This is a genomic window from Nostoc sp. (assembly GCF_036919675.1).
Taxonomy (GTDB): domain Bacteria; phylum Cyanobacteriota; class Cyanobacteriia; order Cyanobacteriales; family Nostocaceae; genus Nostoc.
In genome coordinates, this window is the sequence record NZ_JBALCP010000001.1 from 1 (window position 1) to 19,217 (window position 19,217).

Annotated in this window: 17 protein-coding genes; 14 read left to right on the forward strand and 3 right to left on the reverse strand. The window is 43.6% G+C overall.

The window, feature by feature from the left end; all coding sequences use genetic code 11:
- From V7K49_RS00005 to V7K49_RS00040, 8 genes are all read left to right on the forward strand, one after another.
- Positions 1-1,481: pentapeptide repeat-containing protein (locus V7K49_RS00005; protein ID WP_335204017.1), on the forward strand; the 1,481-nt coding region annotated here is incomplete at its 5' end.
- A 396-nt stretch (positions 1,482-1,877) separates the two neighbouring features.
- Positions 1,878-3,425: an FAD-binding oxidoreductase gene (locus V7K49_RS00010; protein WP_335204018.1), complete on the forward strand. Its 1,548-nt coding sequence runs from the start codon at positions 1,878-1,880 to the stop codon at positions 3,423-3,425.
- A gap of 23 nt (positions 3,426-3,448) precedes the next feature.
- Positions 3,449-4,153 carry an actin-binding WH2 domain-containing protein gene (locus V7K49_RS00015; RefSeq protein WP_334867157.1) on the forward strand — a complete coding sequence of 235 codons (705 nt, stop codon included), beginning with the start codon at positions 3,449-3,451 and terminating at the stop codon, positions 4,151-4,153.
- 42 nt (positions 4,154-4,195) lie between these two features.
- Complete coding sequence (locus V7K49_RS00020) at positions 4,196-4,903, forward strand: actin-binding WH2 domain-containing protein (protein WP_334867159.1); 708 nt, start codon at positions 4,196-4,198, stop codon at positions 4,901-4,903.
- A 279-nt stretch (positions 4,904-5,182) separates the two neighbouring features.
- Positions 5,183-5,581 (forward strand): CVNH domain-containing protein, encoded by a 399-nt coding sequence (locus V7K49_RS00025; RefSeq protein WP_335204019.1) that lies wholly within the window; start codon positions 5,183-5,185, stop codon positions 5,579-5,581.
- Positions 5,582-5,903: 322 nt separating this feature from the next.
- A complete protein-coding gene (locus V7K49_RS00030; RefSeq protein WP_335204020.1) occupies positions 5,904-6,650 on the forward strand; it encodes a hypothetical protein in 747 nt (248 codons plus the stop codon).
- Complete coding sequence (locus V7K49_RS00035) at positions 6,592-7,221, forward strand: NADPH-dependent F420 reductase (protein ID WP_335204032.1); 630 nt, start codon at positions 6,592-6,594, stop codon at positions 7,219-7,221. The genes V7K49_RS00030 and V7K49_RS00035 overlap by 59 nt, the downstream gene beginning before the upstream one ends.
- Before the next feature lie 252 nt (positions 7,222-7,473).
- Complete coding sequence (locus V7K49_RS00040) at positions 7,474-7,878, forward strand: NIL domain-containing protein (protein ID WP_273768657.1); 405 nt, start codon at positions 7,474-7,476, stop codon at positions 7,876-7,878.
- A 107-nt stretch (positions 7,879-7,985) separates the two neighbouring features.
- On the opposite strand, the gene V7K49_RS00045 is transcribed toward V7K49_RS00040, so the two are convergent.
- Complete coding sequence (locus tag V7K49_RS00045) at positions 7,986-9,053, reverse strand: DUF3616 domain-containing protein (protein ID WP_335204021.1); 1,068 nt, start codon at positions 9,051-9,053, stop codon at positions 7,986-7,988.
- A 290-nt stretch (positions 9,054-9,343) separates the two neighbouring features.
- On the opposite strand from V7K49_RS00045, the gene V7K49_RS00050 reads away from it, so the two are divergent.
- Complete coding sequence (locus V7K49_RS00050) at positions 9,344-10,327, forward strand: CHAD domain-containing protein (protein ID WP_335204022.1); 984 nt, start codon at positions 9,344-9,346, stop codon at positions 10,325-10,327.
- 62 nt (positions 10,328-10,389) lie between these two features.
- On the opposite strand, the gene V7K49_RS00055 is transcribed toward V7K49_RS00050, so the two are convergent.
- The gene (locus tag V7K49_RS00055; RefSeq protein WP_335204033.1) at positions 10,390-10,944 is read right to left on the reverse strand and encodes a hypothetical protein; all 555 of its coding nucleotides are present in this window, start codon (positions 10,942-10,944) and stop codon (positions 10,390-10,392) included.
- A gap of 111 nt (positions 10,945-11,055) precedes the next feature.
- On the opposite strand from V7K49_RS00055, the gene V7K49_RS00060 reads away from it, so the two are divergent.
- The 5 genes from V7K49_RS00060 (at position 11,056) to V7K49_RS00080 (ending at position 18,382) form a co-directional block, all read left to right on the forward strand.
- The gene (locus tag V7K49_RS00060) at positions 11,056-12,654 is read left to right on the forward strand and encodes a B12-binding domain-containing radical SAM protein (protein WP_335204024.1); all 1,599 of its coding nucleotides are present in this window, start codon (positions 11,056-11,058) and stop codon (positions 12,652-12,654) included.
- A gap of 327 nt (positions 12,655-12,981) precedes the next feature.
- On the forward strand, positions 12,982-14,025 hold the full coding sequence (locus V7K49_RS00065) for a DUF2891 domain-containing protein (protein ID WP_335204025.1): 1,044 nt from the start codon (positions 12,982-12,984) through the stop codon (positions 14,023-14,025).
- 244 nt (positions 14,026-14,269) lie between these two features.
- Complete coding sequence (gap, locus tag V7K49_RS00070; RefSeq protein WP_335066586.1) at positions 14,270-15,313, forward strand: type I glyceraldehyde-3-phosphate dehydrogenase; 1,044 nt, start codon at positions 14,270-14,272, stop codon at positions 15,311-15,313.
- A 479-nt stretch (positions 15,314-15,792) separates the two neighbouring features.
- Entirely contained in the window at positions 15,793-17,223 is a 1,431-nt protein-coding gene (gene pyk / locus V7K49_RS00075; protein ID WP_334867179.1) for a pyruvate kinase, read from the forward strand.
- 154 nt (positions 17,224-17,377) lie between these two features.
- Positions 17,378-18,382 carry a transaldolase gene (locus V7K49_RS00080; RefSeq protein ID WP_335204026.1) on the forward strand — a complete coding sequence of 335 codons (1,005 nt, stop codon included), beginning with the start codon at positions 17,378-17,380 and terminating at the stop codon, positions 18,380-18,382.
- Between the two features lie 87 nt (positions 18,383-18,469).
- Here the strand turns inward: V7K49_RS00080 and V7K49_RS00085 are convergent, their stop codons facing one another.
- On the reverse strand, positions 18,470-18,829 hold the full coding sequence (locus tag V7K49_RS00085) for a hypothetical protein (RefSeq protein ID WP_335204027.1): 360 nt from the start codon (positions 18,827-18,829) through the stop codon (positions 18,470-18,472).
- Between the last annotated feature and the right edge of the window lie 388 nt (positions 18,830-19,217).

A 19,217-nucleotide genomic window follows, 5' to 3' on the forward strand; every position in this document is an offset into this window, starting at 1 on the left:
TCGCCTTAGCCGGAGCCTTCGCCTTAGCCGGAGCCTTCGCCTTAGCCGGAGCCTTCGCCTTAGCCGGAGCCTTCGCCTTAGCCGGAGCCTTCGCCGGAACGTTATTTAGTATCTACATCAGCTGGCGAGCCATGAAAGGAGACGAAAAGCACTCCTTGATTCGTAATATCGCTGTTACCTTTGCTGCAACAGGAGGTACAAGTTTTCGTGGCGCTAATTTAACCAATGCTGATTTTACCCAAGCCACACTCAAAAGTACAGATTTGCGAAACACAATCCTTATCTGTAGCCGTTGGCATCAAACCAAAATGCTTGACCGTGTTCGTCCTGGCTCAACTTATCTGCAAAACTCACAAGTACGTCAACTGCTGGTTACAGGACAGGGACAGGATAAGAATTTTTACCGTGAAAACCTGCGGGGTATCAACTTACAATCAGCAAATTTAGCAGATGCCAGCTTTATTGGCGCTGATCTCAGTGAAGCCAACTTGCAAGATGCCGATTTGTCAAGAGCAAAGCTGAAGCAAACGCAACTAGACGGCACAGATTTAACAGGTGCAACACTCACAGGCGCGTACATCGAAGATTGGGGTATTACAAATACAACTAAATTGCATGGTGCAAGGTGTGAATATGTCTACATGCGCTTACCCACCAAAGAAAACCCTGACCCCCTCCGTAAACCTGATAATAATCAAGAGGTATTTGCAGACGGCGATTTTGCCGAATTTATCCAGCCAATTTTTGATACCCTCGACCTTTACCATAATCAAGGTGTTGACCCCCGCGCTGTTGCGATCGCTTTCAAAAACCTTGCCGAAAAACATCCCGAAGCCGAGTTAGAAATTGTGGCAATGGAGAAACGCGGCGAAGATAAATTCTTGCTCAGAGCCAAAACCGCCGCAGGTAGCGATAAATCTCAACTGAGTGCAGAATATTTTGATGATTATAATCAACTCAAAGCTTTATCGCAGAGTCAGCAATTACTGCTGGTAGAAAGAAGCGATCAGATTCGTGATTTAAAAAATATGATCACAACTGCACTCCAGCAGCCAAATTTTTATACACAAGGAAGTACCATCATGCCTCAAGATAATTCAACCAATATCAGTGCTGGCAGAGATATCAGTGGAGTCATCAACCTGGGTAAGATTACTGGTGATGTTACCAATACAATTGGGCAATTGCCTGAATCGCCGCAAACTGATAAACCGGGAATTAAAGAACTATTGACGCAGTTGCAACAAGCAATTTCACAGTCGGCAGATTTGCCAGAAACAGACAAAGCTGATGCATTAATACAGATACAAGCTTTAGCAGAAGCAGGTAAAAATCCCCAAGAATCCACCAAGCAAAAGACGGCAAAAACGGCAATCACTATGTTGAAAGGGATATTTACAGGCTTACCTGCTGTTGCTTCGCTGGTGGAAGCGGGTAATAAATTATTGCCTGCGATTTCTAAACTATTCGGTTTGGGATAATTTCACGTGATATGATGTCCGCGCAATTAAGCATAATACCCAGAACCCCACCCCGCCAAAGCTACGCTTGAGCTAACCTCCCCGCCTGCGGGGCTACCGTGTATACACAAGTCTGAAATAGCTGATTAACTGAGCTTTTAGCGTCAGTTTTACCCCACCCTAACCCTCCCCTTGTCAAGGGGAGGGAACAAGAAATCTTGTTACCCCCCTTAATAAGGGGGGATTAAGGGGGGTAATTGGACTTGTGTGTACACCGTAGGGCTAAGGGGTGGGGTTGTTTATTATGGGTAATTTGGCGGACATCATATTACGTAGTAAAACCAGGGAGAGATTTTTGATTGAGCTACTTTCGTCATTCTCAGGTAGTTTTGGAATGTAGAGTTTAGTTTTTCCCAAATGTCTTTAACTGAAGAAATCCTTTCCCAATTACCCGGCGATGTTTTAGGAGGATTGCGCCAAGGCGATCGCATCCTTACATCTGTGCGATCAAACACCGCACCTATCCCAACCTTAGTTAAAGAAAGTCAACAGCCTTTAGGCGTTGTAGACTTCGATGTAGTTATCTGCGGTGGCACTTTAGGCATTTTAATTGGTTGCGCCTTAGCGGTGAAGGGACTGCGGGTGGCGTTGATGGAACGGGGAATTTTGCGGGGGAGGGATCAAGAGTGGAATATCTCTCGGAAAGAATTAGATGTGTTTGTGGAATTGAACTTGCTAACTGAAGAGGAATTAGCAAGTGCGATCGCTACTAAATATAACCCAGCCCGAGTTAGTTTTGCTGGTGGTACAGAAGTTTGGGTAGAGGATGTCTTGAATATCGGCGTAGATCCGGTTTATCTACTAGCTACTTTGAAAACCCGATTTCTCGCCGCTGGGGGAAAGTTGTTAGAAAATACACCTTTTACTGAAGCGGTAGTTCATCCAGATGGGGTGATCGTAAATAACCAATTCAAAACTCGGTTATTAATCGACGCGATGGGACATCTTTCACCCATCACCCAACAAGCACGCCAAGGAAAAAAACCAGATGCCCTTTGCTTAGTTGTGGGAAGTTGCGCCCAAGGTTTTCCGGAAAACAACTCAGGCGACTTGTTATTATCATTTACATCTTTGCAAAATCAATGTCAATACTTCTGGGAAGCCTTCCCAGCCAGGGATGGCAGAACCACTTACTTGTTTACCTACATGGATGCACATCCCCAACGCTTGAGTTTAGAAGCTCTATTTGAGGAATATCTGCGTCTTTTACCAGAATATCAGGGAGTGGAATTGAGCGAACTGAAATTTCAACGGGCGCTATTTGGCTTCTTTCCTACCTATCGCCAAAGTCCCCTAAAAACCCCTTGGAGTCGCATTCTACCAGCCGGAGATAGCAGTGGTAGTCAATCTCCCTTGAGTTTTGGTGGTTTTGGGGCAATGGTGCGTCACCTGAAGCGTTTAACTTATGGCATTTACGAAGCGCTGGAAACAGAACAATTATCTGCACAAGCCTTAGTACTGCTGCAACCCTATCAGCCAAGTTTGACTGTTACCTGGTTGTTTCAAAGGGCGATGAGTGTTGGTGTAAATCAGAAAATTGCTCCAGATCAAATTAACCAACTCCTCTCGGTGGTATTTCAGGAAATGCAACAGTTGGGTACACCAGTGCTAAAACCATTTTTACAGGATATAGTGCAGTTTTCAGCATTAACGCAAACACTGTTAAAAACTGGTTTATATCATCCGGGATTAGTTGCCAAGATAATTCCCCAAGTAGGTTTAGGAAGTTTGTTAGATTGGATGTTACATTACAGTAACTTAGGTGTGTACACTGCCTTGTTTTGGTTGAGTCCAATGCTAGAAACATGGATTAAGAATCAACCAAATGAACAACAATATTATTGGCATCGTTTGGTTGATGCCTGGAAGTATGGTTCTGGCGGTGATTATTCAGATGAAACTTAGAATCTTACCTGTGTGAGGAGAATATGATTGAACGGAAATCTTTAGGAATAAAATACTTTGCAGTGTTGATTGGTTTTCTGCGCGATCGCCAAGGATTTCTAGAAGAAGTTCGCCAAGGTACGAGATTACCAAATAAAATCATTTCTCTGCTGGTTTGTAGTTCCTTATTTATCGCTGCTTATGGCGGAATCATTGGTGCATACCATAGTTGGATGCAAGCTTTGTCTTCCGCCATTAAACTCCCAGCCCTTTATTTAATCACACTCCTGATTTGTATCCCGACGTTGTACTTTGCTAATATTATTTTTGGTTCAAAGCGGACTTTTGGACAGCATTTAGCATTAGTTTTAACTGCTGTTTCAATTACGAGCGTTCTTTTATTTAGCTTTGCTCCAATCACACTGTTTTTCTTGATTACCACGAATAATTACCAATTTTTAATTCTGTTAAATGTCTTTATCTTTGCCATAACTGGATTTATTGGTGTTTCGTCTTTATATCAAGCTACAAGTTTAGTTTTAGAACAAGATAATGAAGGTAGCAAGACACGCCAGAAGATTTTACAATTTTGGCTATTTCTTTACGCTTTCGTAGGCAGTCAGTTAGGATGGACTCTCAGACCGTTTTTTGGCACACCTGGTTCTGCCTTTGAACTATTCCGCGAAAGAGAAGGTAATTTTTATTTGAGTGTGATTAAAGCTATTAGCTATCTTTTAGGAATTCGTTAATTAGTCATTAGTAATTTAACAAAATATAGAACAGATAAATTTATGCTGAAAAAGCCAAATCGCGGAATTCAACAATTTGGGGTTTTGGTTAATTTACTCCGCGATCGCCAGTCCTTCTTAGAAGAAATTCGTCAGGGAGTCCGATTACAAAATAAAATCAGTTCTTTATTCGTAACTAGTTCCATTTTCTTTGCCATCTATGGCGCAATTATCGGTGCATCTAACAGTTGGGCACAGGCATTATCTGGTGCTATTAAACTTCCGGCCTTTTATTTATTAACACTGATTATTTGTTTCCCAACTTTATTCTTTTTTAATGTTTTATTTGGTTCCCGGAGTAGTATTCAACAACATTTCGTTGTGTTGCTTACATCTGTATCGGTGATTAGTGTACTTTTATTCAGCTTGGCACCAGTTACACTATTTTTTCTAATTACTACACCCGATTCTTATCAATTTTTTAAACTGTTGAATGTGTTAATTTTTGGGATTACAGGCATCTTTGGCGTTAAATTCCTTTATGAAGGAATGCAATTACTTTCTCAACAAGATGAAGTTGGCAAAAAAACCCGCACCACTATTTTAAGATCCTGGTTATTGCTTTATGCCTTTGTTGGTATGCAGTTAGGATGGTTTCTCAGACCGTTTTTTGGTGCCCCTGACTCTAAATTTGAATTGTTTCGCGCAGTCAAAGGCAACTTCTATCTGGATATTGTAGCGGCGATTTCTGAAATTTTAGGTTTGCGCTAATCTAAGATTTATACCAATACGCTTGGTGTTAGTGATATTTTTGATATTTGGGCGCGAAAACTGGGGGCGGCATTAACAGAGGATATCACGAGTAACTGGGGTAATACTGCATTTACTAAAGAGCATTAGTAAAAAATTTCTCTGATGACTTGTAACACTTTCGCCAACAGTGTTTGGGCGTGAACTTACCCTCTCTAAAGTCAAAAAATTATGGGATTGCATCCGAAATCGGCTTATTTAAAGATGTAGAACAATTTGTCGGCATAGAGAAACAAAATCATGAAGCGAAATTTATTTAGTGTAATTGCTCTTTTAGCAACATCTACTTTAGTTGGGATTAATACCCCTGCTAATGCTACATCTAGCAGTTATCAAAAAAGCTGTAACCACATCTCAGTTTATGGCAACGTTCTCTCAGCTAGTTGTAGCCGAAGCAATGGTTCGTTCAACAAAACTTCAATAGAGTTACGGGGGATTGAAAATATTAACGGCACTTTCCAAGTGACTGACCCTGGTAAAGCTAGCAATTATCAGTTCAGTTGCCAGCATATCCGCATCAGAGGAAACTATTTAAAAGCTGCTTGTAAAAAAAGAGATGGCACACTTAAGTGGACTTCAACAGTCTTGCAAGGAATTGAAAATATTGAAGGTGATCTGAAGTATACTAGCACTCCCTGAGTCGAAGTAAAATCGACCTCCAAAACGGCGATCGCGAAATCAGCGAACTTCTTGGCATTCCCCAGCCCTAAGTATCTCATTTGATGAAAGCAGAGTTGCAACCAGGGCAAACGCACGGTTTTTCTGAAACCCTTACTGGATAAGGATCTTGCTCAAAAAATAGGCTAAATTATAAAACGCCCAAACCCCTGCTATTAAAGGATTCTTATACTTTAGATGCGTTTGCCCTGGAGTTGCAACGGTTCAGTGAGGACAAACTCCTCATTTTCCTCAAGTGGTTCGATACGGAAATCACCTTACATCTTCGCTCTCGTCATGTATCATGCATAAGATCAGCGAAATTCTAAACAATACAGTTGGCGCCAGACCTTTCCTCTCCAGCGCGCTTGCTGGCTGGGAAGGTATTCTGCTCGAAGAGTACCACCTAGCTGCTTGCAACCTTGGGGAGTACGAAACACCCTACTTTCGTCTGACACTACAGTTGAGTGGAGCGCTGCCGATCGAGTTCCGACAGGGCGATCAACTGTATAAGACATGCATGTCTCCCGGCAGTATCTGTTTCACGCCGCGTGGTGTGAGGCATGGAGTGAGTTGGCAGAAGTATCGAGAGGTACTCCATATCACTCTAGCTCCGTCATTGGTTACAGAGGTCTTGTCGGACTACCTTGTTAGGCCACAGGCAAATTTTATCATCCAAAAAGGGATCAAAGACGAACAAGTGTTCCATCTGGGCTTGGCTCTAAGAAGTGAACTTCAAGCTGGAAATCCGTCCGGTCCGCTCTATGCCGATCTGATCAGCCGCGCTCTAATAGCCCACTTGGCAACACGTTATGCAGCGCATACTACAGCAACACAGCTTCACCAGGGTGGACTGACACGCAGAACGCTTCGCCAGATTACCGATTACTTTCAAACTTATCTTGCAGAGCCGATTACACTCCGGCAGTTGGCAGAGCTTGTTCAGTTGAATCCGTACCATCTGGCGAGGGCATTTAATAGGTGCAGGATTCATTGGGCGCACAGTAGCAAGCCTTGCAGTAAAGCAGGATCATCAGGTAATGCTGAGTAACTCTCGTGGTCCTGAGACTTTGGCCAGCACGGTTATGGCGATCGGCTGTAAAGCTGGTACGGTTGAGGAAGCAGCAAAGTTTGGTGACATCGTCGTCGTAGCGATACCCCTGAAGAACTACCAGTCGGTTCCGAGCAAGCCTCTTTCTGGAAAGATTGTCGTCGATTCAAACAATTACTATCCGGAGCGGGACGGACATATTCCTGACCTGGACAGCAAGAAGACCACAACTAGCGAGCTTCTAGCCAAGCATCTCCCGGACTCCAAAGTTGTGAAAGCCTTCAACGCCATTCGGGCCCTGGATCTCGATAAGGATGGGCGACCTTCAGGCTCGCCTGATCGGCGTGCGCTGCCGATCGCAGGTGATGAGGCTGACGCGAAGAAGTTAGTCAGCGATCTTCTCGATCAATTTGGCTTTGATGTTGTTGATGTCGGTGTCCTCTCCGAAGGTTGGCGCTTCGAGCGTGCTAAACCAGCCTATTGCGTCCCCTTCGACAGCACCGGACTGAAACAGGCGTTGGCCTCCGCAGACCCAAACATCGATATGCCTGAAGGCTCATGGCGGCAGTGAACGCCTTACAACGGTCTCTCCGTAAGCGTTCAGGGGGGTAGCAGGGCGATCGGAAAAAATCGCAACCAGAATTTTGATCGGACTTGGAGTCAAACCAGAGTATTTAAACGACTCACATTTAGACTTATCGTCAATACATGAGTAGGGAGCTGTGCGCCCCTACTCATGTATTGCATCTTCTAACTAAGTAATGATCTTTGGAGTTATAAAACTCCCAATACGCTACAACAGAAAAAACCCTCTGCTAAACCTGTGAAAAAACGAGTAACACTTACCTTCCCTAAACGCGCCGTGCAAATGCCAGTCACTTACGTACTGGCCAAAGAGTTCAACGTCGCTGCCAATATTATCCGCGCCCAAGTTGCCCCAAATCAAATTGGCAAACTGGTAGTGGAACTATCGGGAGATATCGATCAATTAGATGCAGCGATCGAGTGGATGCGATCGCGCCATGTTAGTGTTTCTTATACATTAGGCGAAATTGCGATTGATCCTGATGTCTGTGTCCACTGTGGCTTGTGTACTGGAGTCTGTCCTACCGAAGCCCTCACTCTCCACCCAGAGACATACAAGTTGACATTCACGCGATCGCGCTGTATCGTCTGCGAACAGTGTATCCCCAGCTGTCCCGTACAAGCAATCTCCACTAACCTTTAACAATCCAAAATCCAAAATCGTTCGACTGAGCGACTTGCCTTGAGCATCTCGGCTCCGCTCGATGGAACCGAAGCCGAAAGGAGCCGAAGTCCAAAATCCGAAATTGCTTATCCCAGCTTAAACACATCCGCTATTACACCACTATCACCCACCAATCTAGTTTTTGCTGGAGAGTCATAAACTACCAATAGCGAAGGTATGCCAGCTACATCCTCAAACAGTGTCATTCCCTCAGCGTGTTCTTCCCGATTTCCATAGGGAATATCTTGCACCAAATCTGGATTGCTGAAGACATTTTCTCGCGAATTAACACCATTTACCCAACGATAAATTTGCACGGGGCCATCTAAATTCATCGTTGGCCCGGCTAAAATCAACAAATCTTTTCCATCTACACACAAATCCCGAATTCCCAAACCATTCAACCAGAGAAAATGCTTTTTATATAACTCCTTTGCTTCCCCAATTGGCCCCAGTTTCAAGAGTCCAGAACTAGAATCTTCTAACTCTATTTCCAGAACAACAGCCCAACCCCGCAATACAGGACCACGCAAACCCAGAAAAATACGGTTTTGGTAAATGCCTATTCCTTCAATATCAAAGCCGTTATCTTTTCCTGGAATTGCTGCCTTAATAAACAAGCTTAAATGGGGATCATCTGCCAAAGCTGTGATCAGCAAATTACCCTGGTTCGTCACCTCTAGTTTAGCGGCATTCAACTGCACACCTGGATTTTGGGGATGTGGGCAGGATGAGAACAACTTACCGTCTATCATCGGAATCCTTCCTAAAAGATAACGGTTGGGTTCTGATTCAATTTTTGCTAGCCTTTTAAAGTTTTGTGCATCTGTCTTTTCAGATTTAGGTTTTTTACGTTTGTAGCTATGAGAACCAACAAACCATAGATAATAATCCGTGTAAGCAAGTCCTTCTATATCAATTTCTTCCTCTTCTGATGCAGGCAAGCTGATAAATTCTGCTACCCGAAATTGTTGATGCTCTGTAAATTTATCAGTATCAACCAAAGAGAGTTGTTCAATAGTTGAGGTTTCATCTGACCCCAACCATAAATACTTCTGATGTGTTAACAGCACCGCTGATAAGTCTTCTCTATGTTCTTTAAAATTATCTATAAAAGTTAACAATACTTGACTTAAGAAATATGAGTTTGACATTCTAAATCATCTTTATAATTGCGAAAATATTTCTTCTGATATTATGATAATAAATCATTTAATCTATGCAAAATATTATTAAGCAATCATGAATATCAAATTGCAGGGGTGAATCTGCTTTTCAAACCTTTGATAGATATGGCATATTTCTAAAAGAGGATGCAAGTATAGATAGTCATAAGAATAGTTTCCAATTTTAATTGCATAAAACAATATCAAAAGTAGTAGATGCAAACTTTTAACTAATGCTATCATGCAATAACCTGATTAGGTAGTCATTAAGACCAATTATGAAATTAGCCACACAACCCACGGTAAAAACTCTAGGGGACTACGCGTATCAAGCGATTGAAAAACACTTTAAGAAAACCTTGAAGTGGGAAAAATTAGTGAAGAAAGATGAAGATCCAGAAGCGCTGCACCAAATGCGAGTGGGAATGCGTCGCCTACGCACGGCTGTAACTAGGTTTGGGCTAGCGTTAGATGTGTCAAAACCAGTCAGCGATAAAAATATTGGTAAAATAGCCCGTCGTCTTGGTAGTCTGCGAGATTTAGACGTACTCAAAGAAAGTTTGGAAAATAATTACAAACCAAACTTACCCTGCAAAGAGCAGGAATCTCTACAAACAGTTTTCACAGCTTTGGCTAAACAACGTGAAGATGTCCTATCGAGTGTGCAGAAAACGTTAAAGGATGAATCTTACAAGTCTCTAAAAGAGGCATTGGACAAGTGGTTAGAGAAACCCAGTTATCAACCTTTGGCATCTGTTGCTATCCAGCAAGTGCTACCAGATTTACTTTTACCAGAATTGAGTAGCTTTTTACTGCATCCGGGTTGGCTAGTTGGCACTCAATTTGTGGAATCAGAAGTGAAAATCCAGAAAAACTGGAAACCAGAAAAGATAGAAAAACAATTGACAACAGAAGGTGAAATTCTTCATAGTTTGCGAAAAGAAGCTAAACGTATACGCTACCAGATGGAGTTATTTACTGACTTATATGGCGAGTCTTACACAGCTTATCTTACAGAAGTGAAAAGTATCCAAGAAATTTTGGGTACGATGCAAGATAGTGCGGTCTTAACTGACTGGCTTACAGATGTATTCAAGTCAGAAATTAAAACTGAGTTGCCCACCCTTGCTAATTTGTTAACTGAAAATCGTTACCAGTCGTGGCAGCAGTGGCAACCCTTGCAAGAACGCTATCTAAAAGCTGATACCAGGCACAGCTTTCATTTAACAATACTGCACCCGCTTTCAGGAGTAATAAATTAAAAGTTTGTCTTTATTTATTAGGCAAGGATTGGACTAACGAGCAGACAGTTGAATATGAGCCTCTAGCGACAAAACATAAACACTGCTCTGAGGAATCTGGGCAATACGAGTATTTTCGGCACACTGCCTCGTTCCCAGTCTCCGACTGGGAATGCCCATACAGAGGCTCTGGCTCCCGAATTCGCGGCAGAGCCGCTTTGAAGTCCATTTCCAGGTTCTACCTGGAAACGAGATTTACGAGATTTCAAAGCGGTCTGGCGATAAATAAAGACGGGTTGCAGCCCGTCTAAATAGCTTGAAAGTGCAAATACACCTTGTATAGTATTGAAAATAACACAGTTAATTTTCTGATAGTTGCCAATTTGCCAAGTCATAAAAAGAACAGATATTAGAACCGTCCCAAAAGTCCTGGTATTTCCGGCTAAATTATTTACCCATGCATGTTTGAGGATTTCTGGAAATTGCGATGTCTGACACAAACCCGGAGTTTCGGAATCTTTGGGTTTGCGCTGCGCGTCTACATACTCCTGGCACTCATTGAGCAATTTTGAGTCCTCTCTGGTCTGAAAGCAGTAATAATTGCTCTCAAAAAATATTGCTTTGTCTAAATTAGTCATAGTATAAGTTATAGCTTCTGTATACAGTAGCTTCTCTAATATGTTGTCAGGCTGCTTCAACTTTACATGAACTCAACCAGCAGCTAATATCAGGGTTTATAACCATCAAATATGAATGTTTTACTTGTATATCCACGTTTTCCAAAAAGTTTTTGGTCTTTTGAAAAAACACTGGCTTTATTAGACCGTAAAGCAATGCTACCGCCTTTAGGCTTGGTGACTGTAGCCGGAATATTACCTCAAGAATGGGAGTTTAAGCTAGTAGATCGAAATGTTCGTGTCTGTACGGAAGCAGAATGGGCTTGGGCAGATTTGGTTATTCTGTCGGCGATGATTGTGCAAAAAGAGGATTTGCTCTCTCAGATATTAGAAGTAAAACAAAGAGGTAAGCGGGTAGCTGTGGGTGGCCCTTTCCCAACAGCGCTACCGAATGAAATGATATCCGCCGGAGCAGATTACTTGATATTGGACGAAGGGGAAATCACTCTACCCTTATTTGTAGCAGCGATCGCCCGCGGCGATCGCACAGGTATCTTTCGCTCTGATGGTGAAAAACCAGATGTTACCAACACTCCAACTCCTCGCTTTGACTTACTAGAATTTGAAGCCTATGCAGAGATGTCGGTGCAATTTTCGCGTGGATGTCCTTTTCAGTGTGAATTTTGCGACATTATTGTTCTCTATGGTCGCAAACCCCGTACCAAAAACCCAGATCAACTATTAGCAGAACTTGATTATCTCTACAAACTGGGTTGGCGACGCAGTATTTTTATGGTGGATGACAACTTCATCGGTAATAAGCGGAATGTCAAATTATTTTTGAAGTCTCTTCTGCCCTGGATGGTAGAACATAACTATCCCTTTTCCTTTGCTACTGAAGCTTCAGTTGATTTAGCCCAAGATCAAGAACTGATGGATTTGATGGTTGCGTGTAATTTTGGAGCCGTTTTTCTGGGAATTGAAACTCCCGACGCAGAAAGTCTCACTTTCACTCAGAAATACCAGAATACCAGAGACTCACTCAGTGAAGCGGTGCATAAGATTACCCGCTCAGGGCTGCGAGTCATGGCAGGCTTTATCATTGGGTTTGATGGTGAGAAGGTAGGAGCAGGCGCACGAATTGTGAAATTTGTCGAGCAAACAGCAATTCCCACAGCCTTATTTAGTATGCTGCAAGCGCTTCCAGATACAGCCCTCTGGCATAGATTAGAAAAGGAAGGACGACTCCGCAATAAATCTGCCAACATCAATCAAACCACGTTGATGAATTTTGTCCCAACTCGACCGTTAGAAGACATCGCTCGTGAATATGTGCAAGCGTTCTGTGATTTGTATGAGCCAGAGCGGTTTTTGGAGCGTACATACAAACACTTTCGTCTTTTGGGCGAAGCAACCTACCCGAAAAAGGGCAAGGCTGCGAAGAAACCATTCAACTGGAAAGTACTCCGAGCGTTTCTGATTATTTGCTGGCGCCAAGGTGTACGTCGTCAGACACGCTGGCAATTCTGGCGCAACTTGTGGAGCATGTATCAGCATAATCCGGGTGGGGTGAGTAGCTACTTAGCTGTTTGTGCCCAAATTGAGCATTTCTTGGAGTATCGCCAAATTGTCAGGGATGAAATTGAGGCTCAAGTGGCTGAATTTCTGGAAGCAGAAGCTAGGGTAAAACCGGAAGCAGAAGTGATGGAAGTGTTAGGAAGTTTAAAATAATAACTTAGATCACAATAGGCTTGGGTTAAGACAAATTCTTGGGTGGAATGGTACTTAAGCAAAAGTTGCCGCCCAGATCCCCGACTTCTTCAAGAAGTCGGGGATCTAAATCCCTTGCAATGCCAATGCATCGCAATACAATGTTAATGCGTTGGCCACATTGTTAATGCGTCCCCCGACAATGCCAATGCATCCCGATACAGTGTTAATGCGTCGGCCGCATTGTTAATGCGTCCCCTTACAATGCCAATGCGTCGCAATACAATGTTAATGCGTTCGCCTGCATTAAAAACGCTACGCTTTTACGCAAAACTCTACTAAGTGACCATGCCAGCCGATAATTTAGAGATTAATGAAATGATCGCAGCACAATTTGCTCAATTAGTGCTGGATTGTATTGGGCGGGAGTATCCTAACAGTAATCTGTATTGGGCTGATAGCGACGAGGATATAAAACCACCGCGTAAATTGACTCCTGCTTTTTATGGCTGCTTAGATTGGCATTCAGCCGTACATGGTCACTGGTTGCTGGTACGTCTGGCGCGTCACTTTCCTGAAGCTTCTTTCAATGTCGCGTCAAAGCAAGCACTTGAACAGAGCCTAACACCTGAGAAGATTCAAGGAGAAATTGCCCATTTTCAACGGCTACCCTTTTATGAATTTCCTTATGGTGTAGCATGGCTTCTGCAACTGGCTGCGGAACTTCACGAGTGGAATGATGCTCAAGCGAAAGAATGGCAGATTATATTGGAACCGCTGGAAAAGTTGATTGCAGGTAACTTACACCATTGGATTGACGCACTGAAACTCCCAAATCGTACAGGGATGCATAGCCAAACAGCTTTTGCACTTGGTTTGATGCTAGATTGGGCAAGGATTACCGAAAATACCGACTTCACTGAGTTAGTGGAGAACAAAGCACGGCAATTCTATCTTAGCGATCGCAACTACTCGTTACAATTTGAGCCGCTTGGTTACGATTTTCTCTCTCCTGGACTTGCTGAAGCAGACCTCATGCGGCGAGTCCTCTCAACAACAGCTTTCACTGACTGGCTTACCGATTTTCTTCCACAAATACCGATTGAGAATTCAGCAAATTGGTTAGAACCTGCCAGAGTAGATAATCCTAAAGATTATATGCAAGCCCACTTTTACGGTCTTAATCTCAGTCGCGCTTGGATGCTTGATGGTATCATCTCTGGATTGGCAAATAGCGATCGCCGCATAGAAACACTCCGCTCTACTGCCCTTCACCATCGGCACAATGGACTAGCAGATGTTGTCATTGAACATTATGCATCTAGTCACTGGCTAGGAACCTTTGCTGTTTACCTTTTAACGAATCGGGGATTGCAAGGGCAAATTATTTGAAGAGTCTAGACGATCTAACAATGTATCAGACTTTGTAAAAACTCGAACAATTAGCTCAAAGAGATAAGTAGTAAATTAGATGTGGGTTTTCCCAATGCCCCATGCCCCAATCCTTAAAAGATGCCAAGTAAATATCCCTTAGGCGACCGAGGCTGTCAGGATCAGAAAGTAAAGAGTAAAAGGCAATCTATTTTGACTTTTAACTTTCTCCTTTTGTTCAACTTCCACAACGGGAGGTTTTATCTTGACTAAATTGAAAGTTGGTATCAATGGCTTCGGTCGAATCGGGCGACTTGTGCTTCGCGCTGGGATCGATAACCCCAATATCGAGTTTGTAGGTATTAACGATCTAGTACCACCAGATAACCTCGCTTACCTCTTGAAGTACGACTCAACCCACGGTCAATTAAAGCAAAAGGTTGAAGCCAAGGAAGATGGCATCCTCATTGACGGGCATTTTATTCCTTGCGTGTCGGTGAGAAATCCAGCAGAGTTACCTTGGGGACAATTAAGTGCAGATTATGTCGTGGAATCTACGGGACTCTTCACTGACTACCAAGGAGCTGCAAACCACCTGAAGGCAGGTGCAAAGCGAGTGGTAATTTCCGCTCCCACTAAAGATCCAGATCGAGTTCCTACCCTGCTAATGGGTGTCAATCATCACCTATTTGACCCTAGCAAGGATATCATTGTCTCCAATGCTAGCTGCACTACAAACTGTTTAGCTCCCATAGCTAAGGTGATCAATGACAACTTTGGGTTGACTGAAGGGTTGATGACCACAGTCCATGCTATGACTGCCACTCAGCCAACTGTAGACGGCCCCAGCAAAAAGGACTGGCGGGGTGGTCGAGGTGCAAGCCAGAATATTATTCCTTCCTCCACAGGCGCAGCTAAAGCCGTAGCACTGGTTTTACCAGAATTGAAGGGTAAGTTGACTGGTATGGCATTGCGAGTTCCGACTCCCGATGTCTCTGTAGTTGATTTAACTTTCAAAACTGCCAAAGCTACCAGTTATAAGGAAATCTGTGCTGCCATGAAGGAGGCTGCCGCAGGCTCACTATCGGGTATTTTGGGATACACAGATGAGGAAGTAGTTTCCACAGATTTTCAAGGCGATACCCATTCCAGTATCTTTGACGCAGGTGCTGGGATTGAGTTGAACTCCAACTTCTTCAAGGTAATTGCCTGGTATGACAACGAGTGGGGTTACTCGAATCGCGTGATTGACCTGATGTTGTCTATGTCACAAAATGAAAAGCTCGCCCCGACAGCTGCTGCGGTTTGATTAGTTGTTGGATGTGGGGCAATTCAATTTTGGGTTTTGGATTGATGATTTTAGATTAAATTACGCCTGATGTGAATTAGAGATGCCCTATGTTCCATAAGGATTTCTGGGTCTAACCAAAACATAGCTTGAACCAAATCGACGGCAACATCAGGATTTCAACGCCTAATTCACATTAAACGTAAATTTCAATCTAAAATCCAAAATCGTTCGACTGAGCGACTTGCCTTGAGCATCTCGGCTCCGCTCGATGGAACCGAAGCCGAAAGGAGCCGAAGTCTAAAATCTAAAATTCTTAGTCCCCAGTCCCCAGCCTCAAATTTGGGATTTGGGTCAAATGGTAAATACCCCGAAAGTAAAACGTCATTTAGTATCTTTACTTAGCAACCCAGTGATATGAAGCACGTGTGAAGTTGGATGCTTTGGGCGATCGCTCAAAGCATCCAAATTTGCAAGTTACTCCTCAACCCCCAATCCCTATGCGTCGAACCAAAATCATTTGTACTGTTGGGCCGGCTACATCTGCACCTGAAAGGTTGCAAGCCTTAGTAGAAGCTGGAATGAATGTGGCGCGGCTGAATTTTTCCCACGGGGCCTATGAATTCCACGCCAAAACAGCTCACTATCTCAGGCAGATTAGTACTGAGCAGCAAAAGCCGATCGCAATTATGCAAGACCTGTGTGGCCCCAAGATTCGCTTGGGAATTTTACCACCGGAAGGGTTAAATTTAGAAGCTGGTAGTGAAGTTACCTTTGTTTTGCAAGAAAAGGGGGAGACTATTGAGGAACTACCCCTACCATTGCCGACTTTATTTGCAATGATGCGACCAGGCGAACCGATTTTGATTAATGATGGTCGCGTCAAGTTGATTGTTACCGATCGCGATGCCGATCGCATTCGCGCCCAGGTGAAAATTGGCGGGTTAATTTCTACGCACAAAGGAGTAAACCTGCCAGAAACTCCTTTACCTGTCAGTTCGATCACCGAAAAAGACTTGCTGGATCTGCGCTTTGGGATTCAGTTGGGTGTAGACTGGGTAGCGGTGTCCTTTGTGCGATCGCCACAAGACTTAGAACCCGCCAAGCGAATGATTGAAGCCGCTGGCGCTTCCATCCGCTTAATTGCCAAAATCGAAAGAGCAGAGGCAATAGAAAACTTTGACTCCATTCTGAAAGTTGCCGACGCGATTATGATTGCCCGTGGCGATTTAGGGGTGGAAGTGCCAATTCACGAAGTACCCCTAATTCAAAAAGATATTATTCGCCGTTGCAATCGTGCTGGCAAGCCGGTGATTACAGCCACGCAAATGCTAGAGTCGATGATTAGCGCCCCCGACCCCACCCGCGCCGAAGCAACCGATGTTGCCAACTCTATCTTAGATGGTACCGATGCAGTAATGCTTTCTGGTGAAACCGCTGTCGGACAATATCCCATCGCTGCCGTCCAGATGATGCACAATATCGCCGTGCGGACAGAACAGGCTCTAGATGAGGCTAGTAGACATGCCTGGTGTCATGAAGCAGGCAGTCTCAGCGTCACCGAATCTGTGGCAGAATCCGTATGTCGCATCGCTTATGAAACAGGTTCACGGGCAATTCTCTGTAACACTTCCTCAGGGAGTACGGCGAGAATGGTGTCTAAATATCGGCCAACTTCTCCGATTATTGCCCTAACCCCTGACATCACTGCTTATCGCCAGCTAGCGCTTTCTTGGGGTGTGGAAGCTTTGCTCATCCCACCAGTCCACAATGCCGAAGAGATGTTTACCAATGTGGTGAACACAGTTGTAGACATGGGACTAGCGAATAAGGGCGATAAAGTAGTGATTACCTCTGGCGTTCCAATTGGTAAATCGGGAACAACTAGTTTAATCAAAGTGCATTCCATTGGACAGCCAATTTCCGCATAAGGCACTTAGAATAGGGCTGTGGTTGTGGCTCAAGATAGTAAACAAAATTGGGCAATGATTTAGAAAAATTGCCAGAATCAGAATTGAAGGAATAGTAGAGAGTGTCAAGAACTGGGGAATAAGTAAATCCTAAACAAACATCACGGAGCATTTTATGTCTAAGAATTTACTGGAACAATTGCGAAAAGTGACTGTTGTGGTCGCGGATACAGGGGATATCAAGGCAATTGAAAAGTTCAAACCCCAAGACGCTACCACCAATCCTTCTCTAATTACTGCTGCAGCGCAGATGCCGGAATATCAGGAAATTGTCGATCAAACTTTACTCCAGGCGAAAAAAGATGCTGGAGGCAAAGCCACCCAAGCAGAGATAGTTTCTCTAGCTTTTGACCGTTTGGCAGTAGCCTTTGGATTAAAGATTTTGCAAATCATTCCCGGTCGTGTGTCTACGGAAGTGGATGCTCGCTTGTCCTACGATACCGAAGCTACCCTGACTAAGGCACGGGAATTAATTGCCCAGTATAAAGCTGCTGGAATTGGCCGCGATCGCGTGTTAATTAAAATTGCCTCCACCTGGGAAGGCATTCGCGCTGCGGAAATCCTGCAAAAAGAAGGTATTCACTGTAACCTTACCTTGTTATTTGGTCTTCACCAAGCGATCGCCTGTGCAGATGCTGGCGTTACCCTAATTTCTCCCTTCGTCGGCCGGATTCTCGACTGGCACAAAAAAGATACCGGACGCGATAGCTACCCAGCAGCCGAAGATCCAGGAGTTTTGTCAGTCACCAAAATCTACAACTACTACAAGAAATTCGGCTATAAAACCGAAGTTATGGGAGCTAGCTTCCGCAACCTTGGTGAAATTACTGAACTTGCAGGTAGTGATCTGTTGACAATTTCACCGTCACTTTTGGCTGAATTACACGTAACTATTGGAGAACTGCCACGCAAACTTGACCCCGCCAAGGTAGCAAACTTGGAAATTGAAAAGATATCCATTGACAAAGCTACCTATGACAAATTGCACGCTGCTGACCGCATGGCATTTGACAAACTAGACGAGGGCATTAAAGGTTTCACCAAGGCACTAGAAGACCTTGAAAAACTTTTGGCAGACCGACTGGTTCGCCTTGAAGGAGAAGTAGTAGCAACTCATTAGAACGTAACTATAGTCATTATTTAATGGTTAGTGGTTATTAGAATAACCACTAACCATTAACAATTGGCTTAGTTGGATCAGCAGTCATCAATACCGTCGTCGGTTATTTTCGTATCCTCCGAAATGCTCCCGTCGTCGGATATTTTCGTATCCTCCGAAATGCTCCCGTCGTCGGATATTTTCGTATCCTCCGAAATGTTCCCGTCGTCGGATATTTTCGTATCTTCTGAAATGCTCCCGTCGTCGGAACTTTTCGTGTCGTCTTGACCACCGTCCAGCAATTAAAAGCTCTCCGGTTTTATCTCCAACAAGGTTAGCCTCTGGTGCAGCGCTCTGTTCATTGTGAGCATTACTTAAAGAAATATCCTTTGCTTCAGCTAATGAGGGCGGATACACAAAGGCACATAGCAATAGTGCTATTGAGGATAACTTCCTGAAACCTTTCATGTTTTTGCTTCTACTAGACTTTTGGTAATAACTTTATTAAACACCTTAAAGTCAACAAATGATCGCTCATAAACTTTTTTTAAACTTAATCTAGTATAAAATTATGTATTCCAATTTCAGTCTTATGGTAATTGTAAATTAAAACCAACTATGTATATAAATAGTCAGTGTCTAGCAAAAGAGAGCATCTCAATGCAAGCAAATTTACCAAAATTGTTACTCGTCAATTGCGAATGAAGCGGACTCCAACTCTTGGAAATGCTCTGCGAATGGAGAACCCGCAGGGTAGCAGAAATGTTGCAATTTGCTTCATCTGGACTTTGCGATCGCTTTGCTTGACTACATTCTGTACCCTACGGCAAGGTTCCGCTTACGCAATGAAAAATTA

Bases quoted from the DNA above. Each gene is read 5' to 3' on its own strand.
- pyk (WP_334867179.1), top strand. From the start codon at position 15,793: ATGCGTCGAACCAAAATCATTTGTACTGTTGGGCCGGCTACATCTGCA.
- V7K49_RS00010 (WP_335204018.1), top strand. From the start codon at position 1,878: ATGTCTTTAACTGAAGAAATCCTTTCCCAATTACCCGGCGATGTTTTA.
- V7K49_RS00050 (WP_335204022.1), top strand. From the start codon at position 9,344: ATGAAATTAGCCACACAACCCACGGTAAAAACTCTAGGGGACTACGCG.
- V7K49_RS00025 (WP_335204019.1), top strand. From the start codon at position 5,183: ATGAAGCGAAATTTATTTAGTGTAATTGCTCTTTTAGCAACATCTACT.
- V7K49_RS00060 (WP_335204024.1), top strand. From the start codon at position 11,056: ATGAATGTTTTACTTGTATATCCACGTTTTCCAAAAAGTTTTTGGTCT.
- V7K49_RS00080 (WP_335204026.1), top strand. From the start codon at position 17,378: ATGTCTAAGAATTTACTGGAACAATTGCGAAAAGTGACTGTTGTGGTC.
- V7K49_RS00055 (WP_335204033.1), bottom strand. From the start codon at position 10,944: ATGACTAATTTAGACAAAGCAATATTTTTTGAGAGCAATTATTACTGC.
- V7K49_RS00015 (WP_334867157.1), top strand. From the start codon at position 3,449: ATGATTGAACGGAAATCTTTAGGAATAAAATACTTTGCAGTGTTGATT.
- V7K49_RS00020 (WP_334867159.1), top strand. From the start codon at position 4,196: ATGCTGAAAAAGCCAAATCGCGGAATTCAACAATTTGGGGTTTTGGTT.
- V7K49_RS00045 (WP_335204021.1), bottom strand. From the start codon at position 9,053: ATGTCAAACTCATATTTCTTAAGTCAAGTATTGTTAACTTTTATAGAT.
- V7K49_RS00030 (WP_335204020.1), top strand. From the start codon at position 5,904: ATGCATAAGATCAGCGAAATTCTAAACAATACAGTTGGCGCCAGACCT.
- V7K49_RS00085 (WP_335204027.1), bottom strand. From the start codon at position 18,829: ATGAAAGGTTTCAGGAAGTTATCCTCAATAGCACTATTGCTATGTGCC.
- V7K49_RS00065 (WP_335204025.1), top strand. From the start codon at position 12,982: ATGCCAGCCGATAATTTAGAGATTAATGAAATGATCGCAGCACAATTT.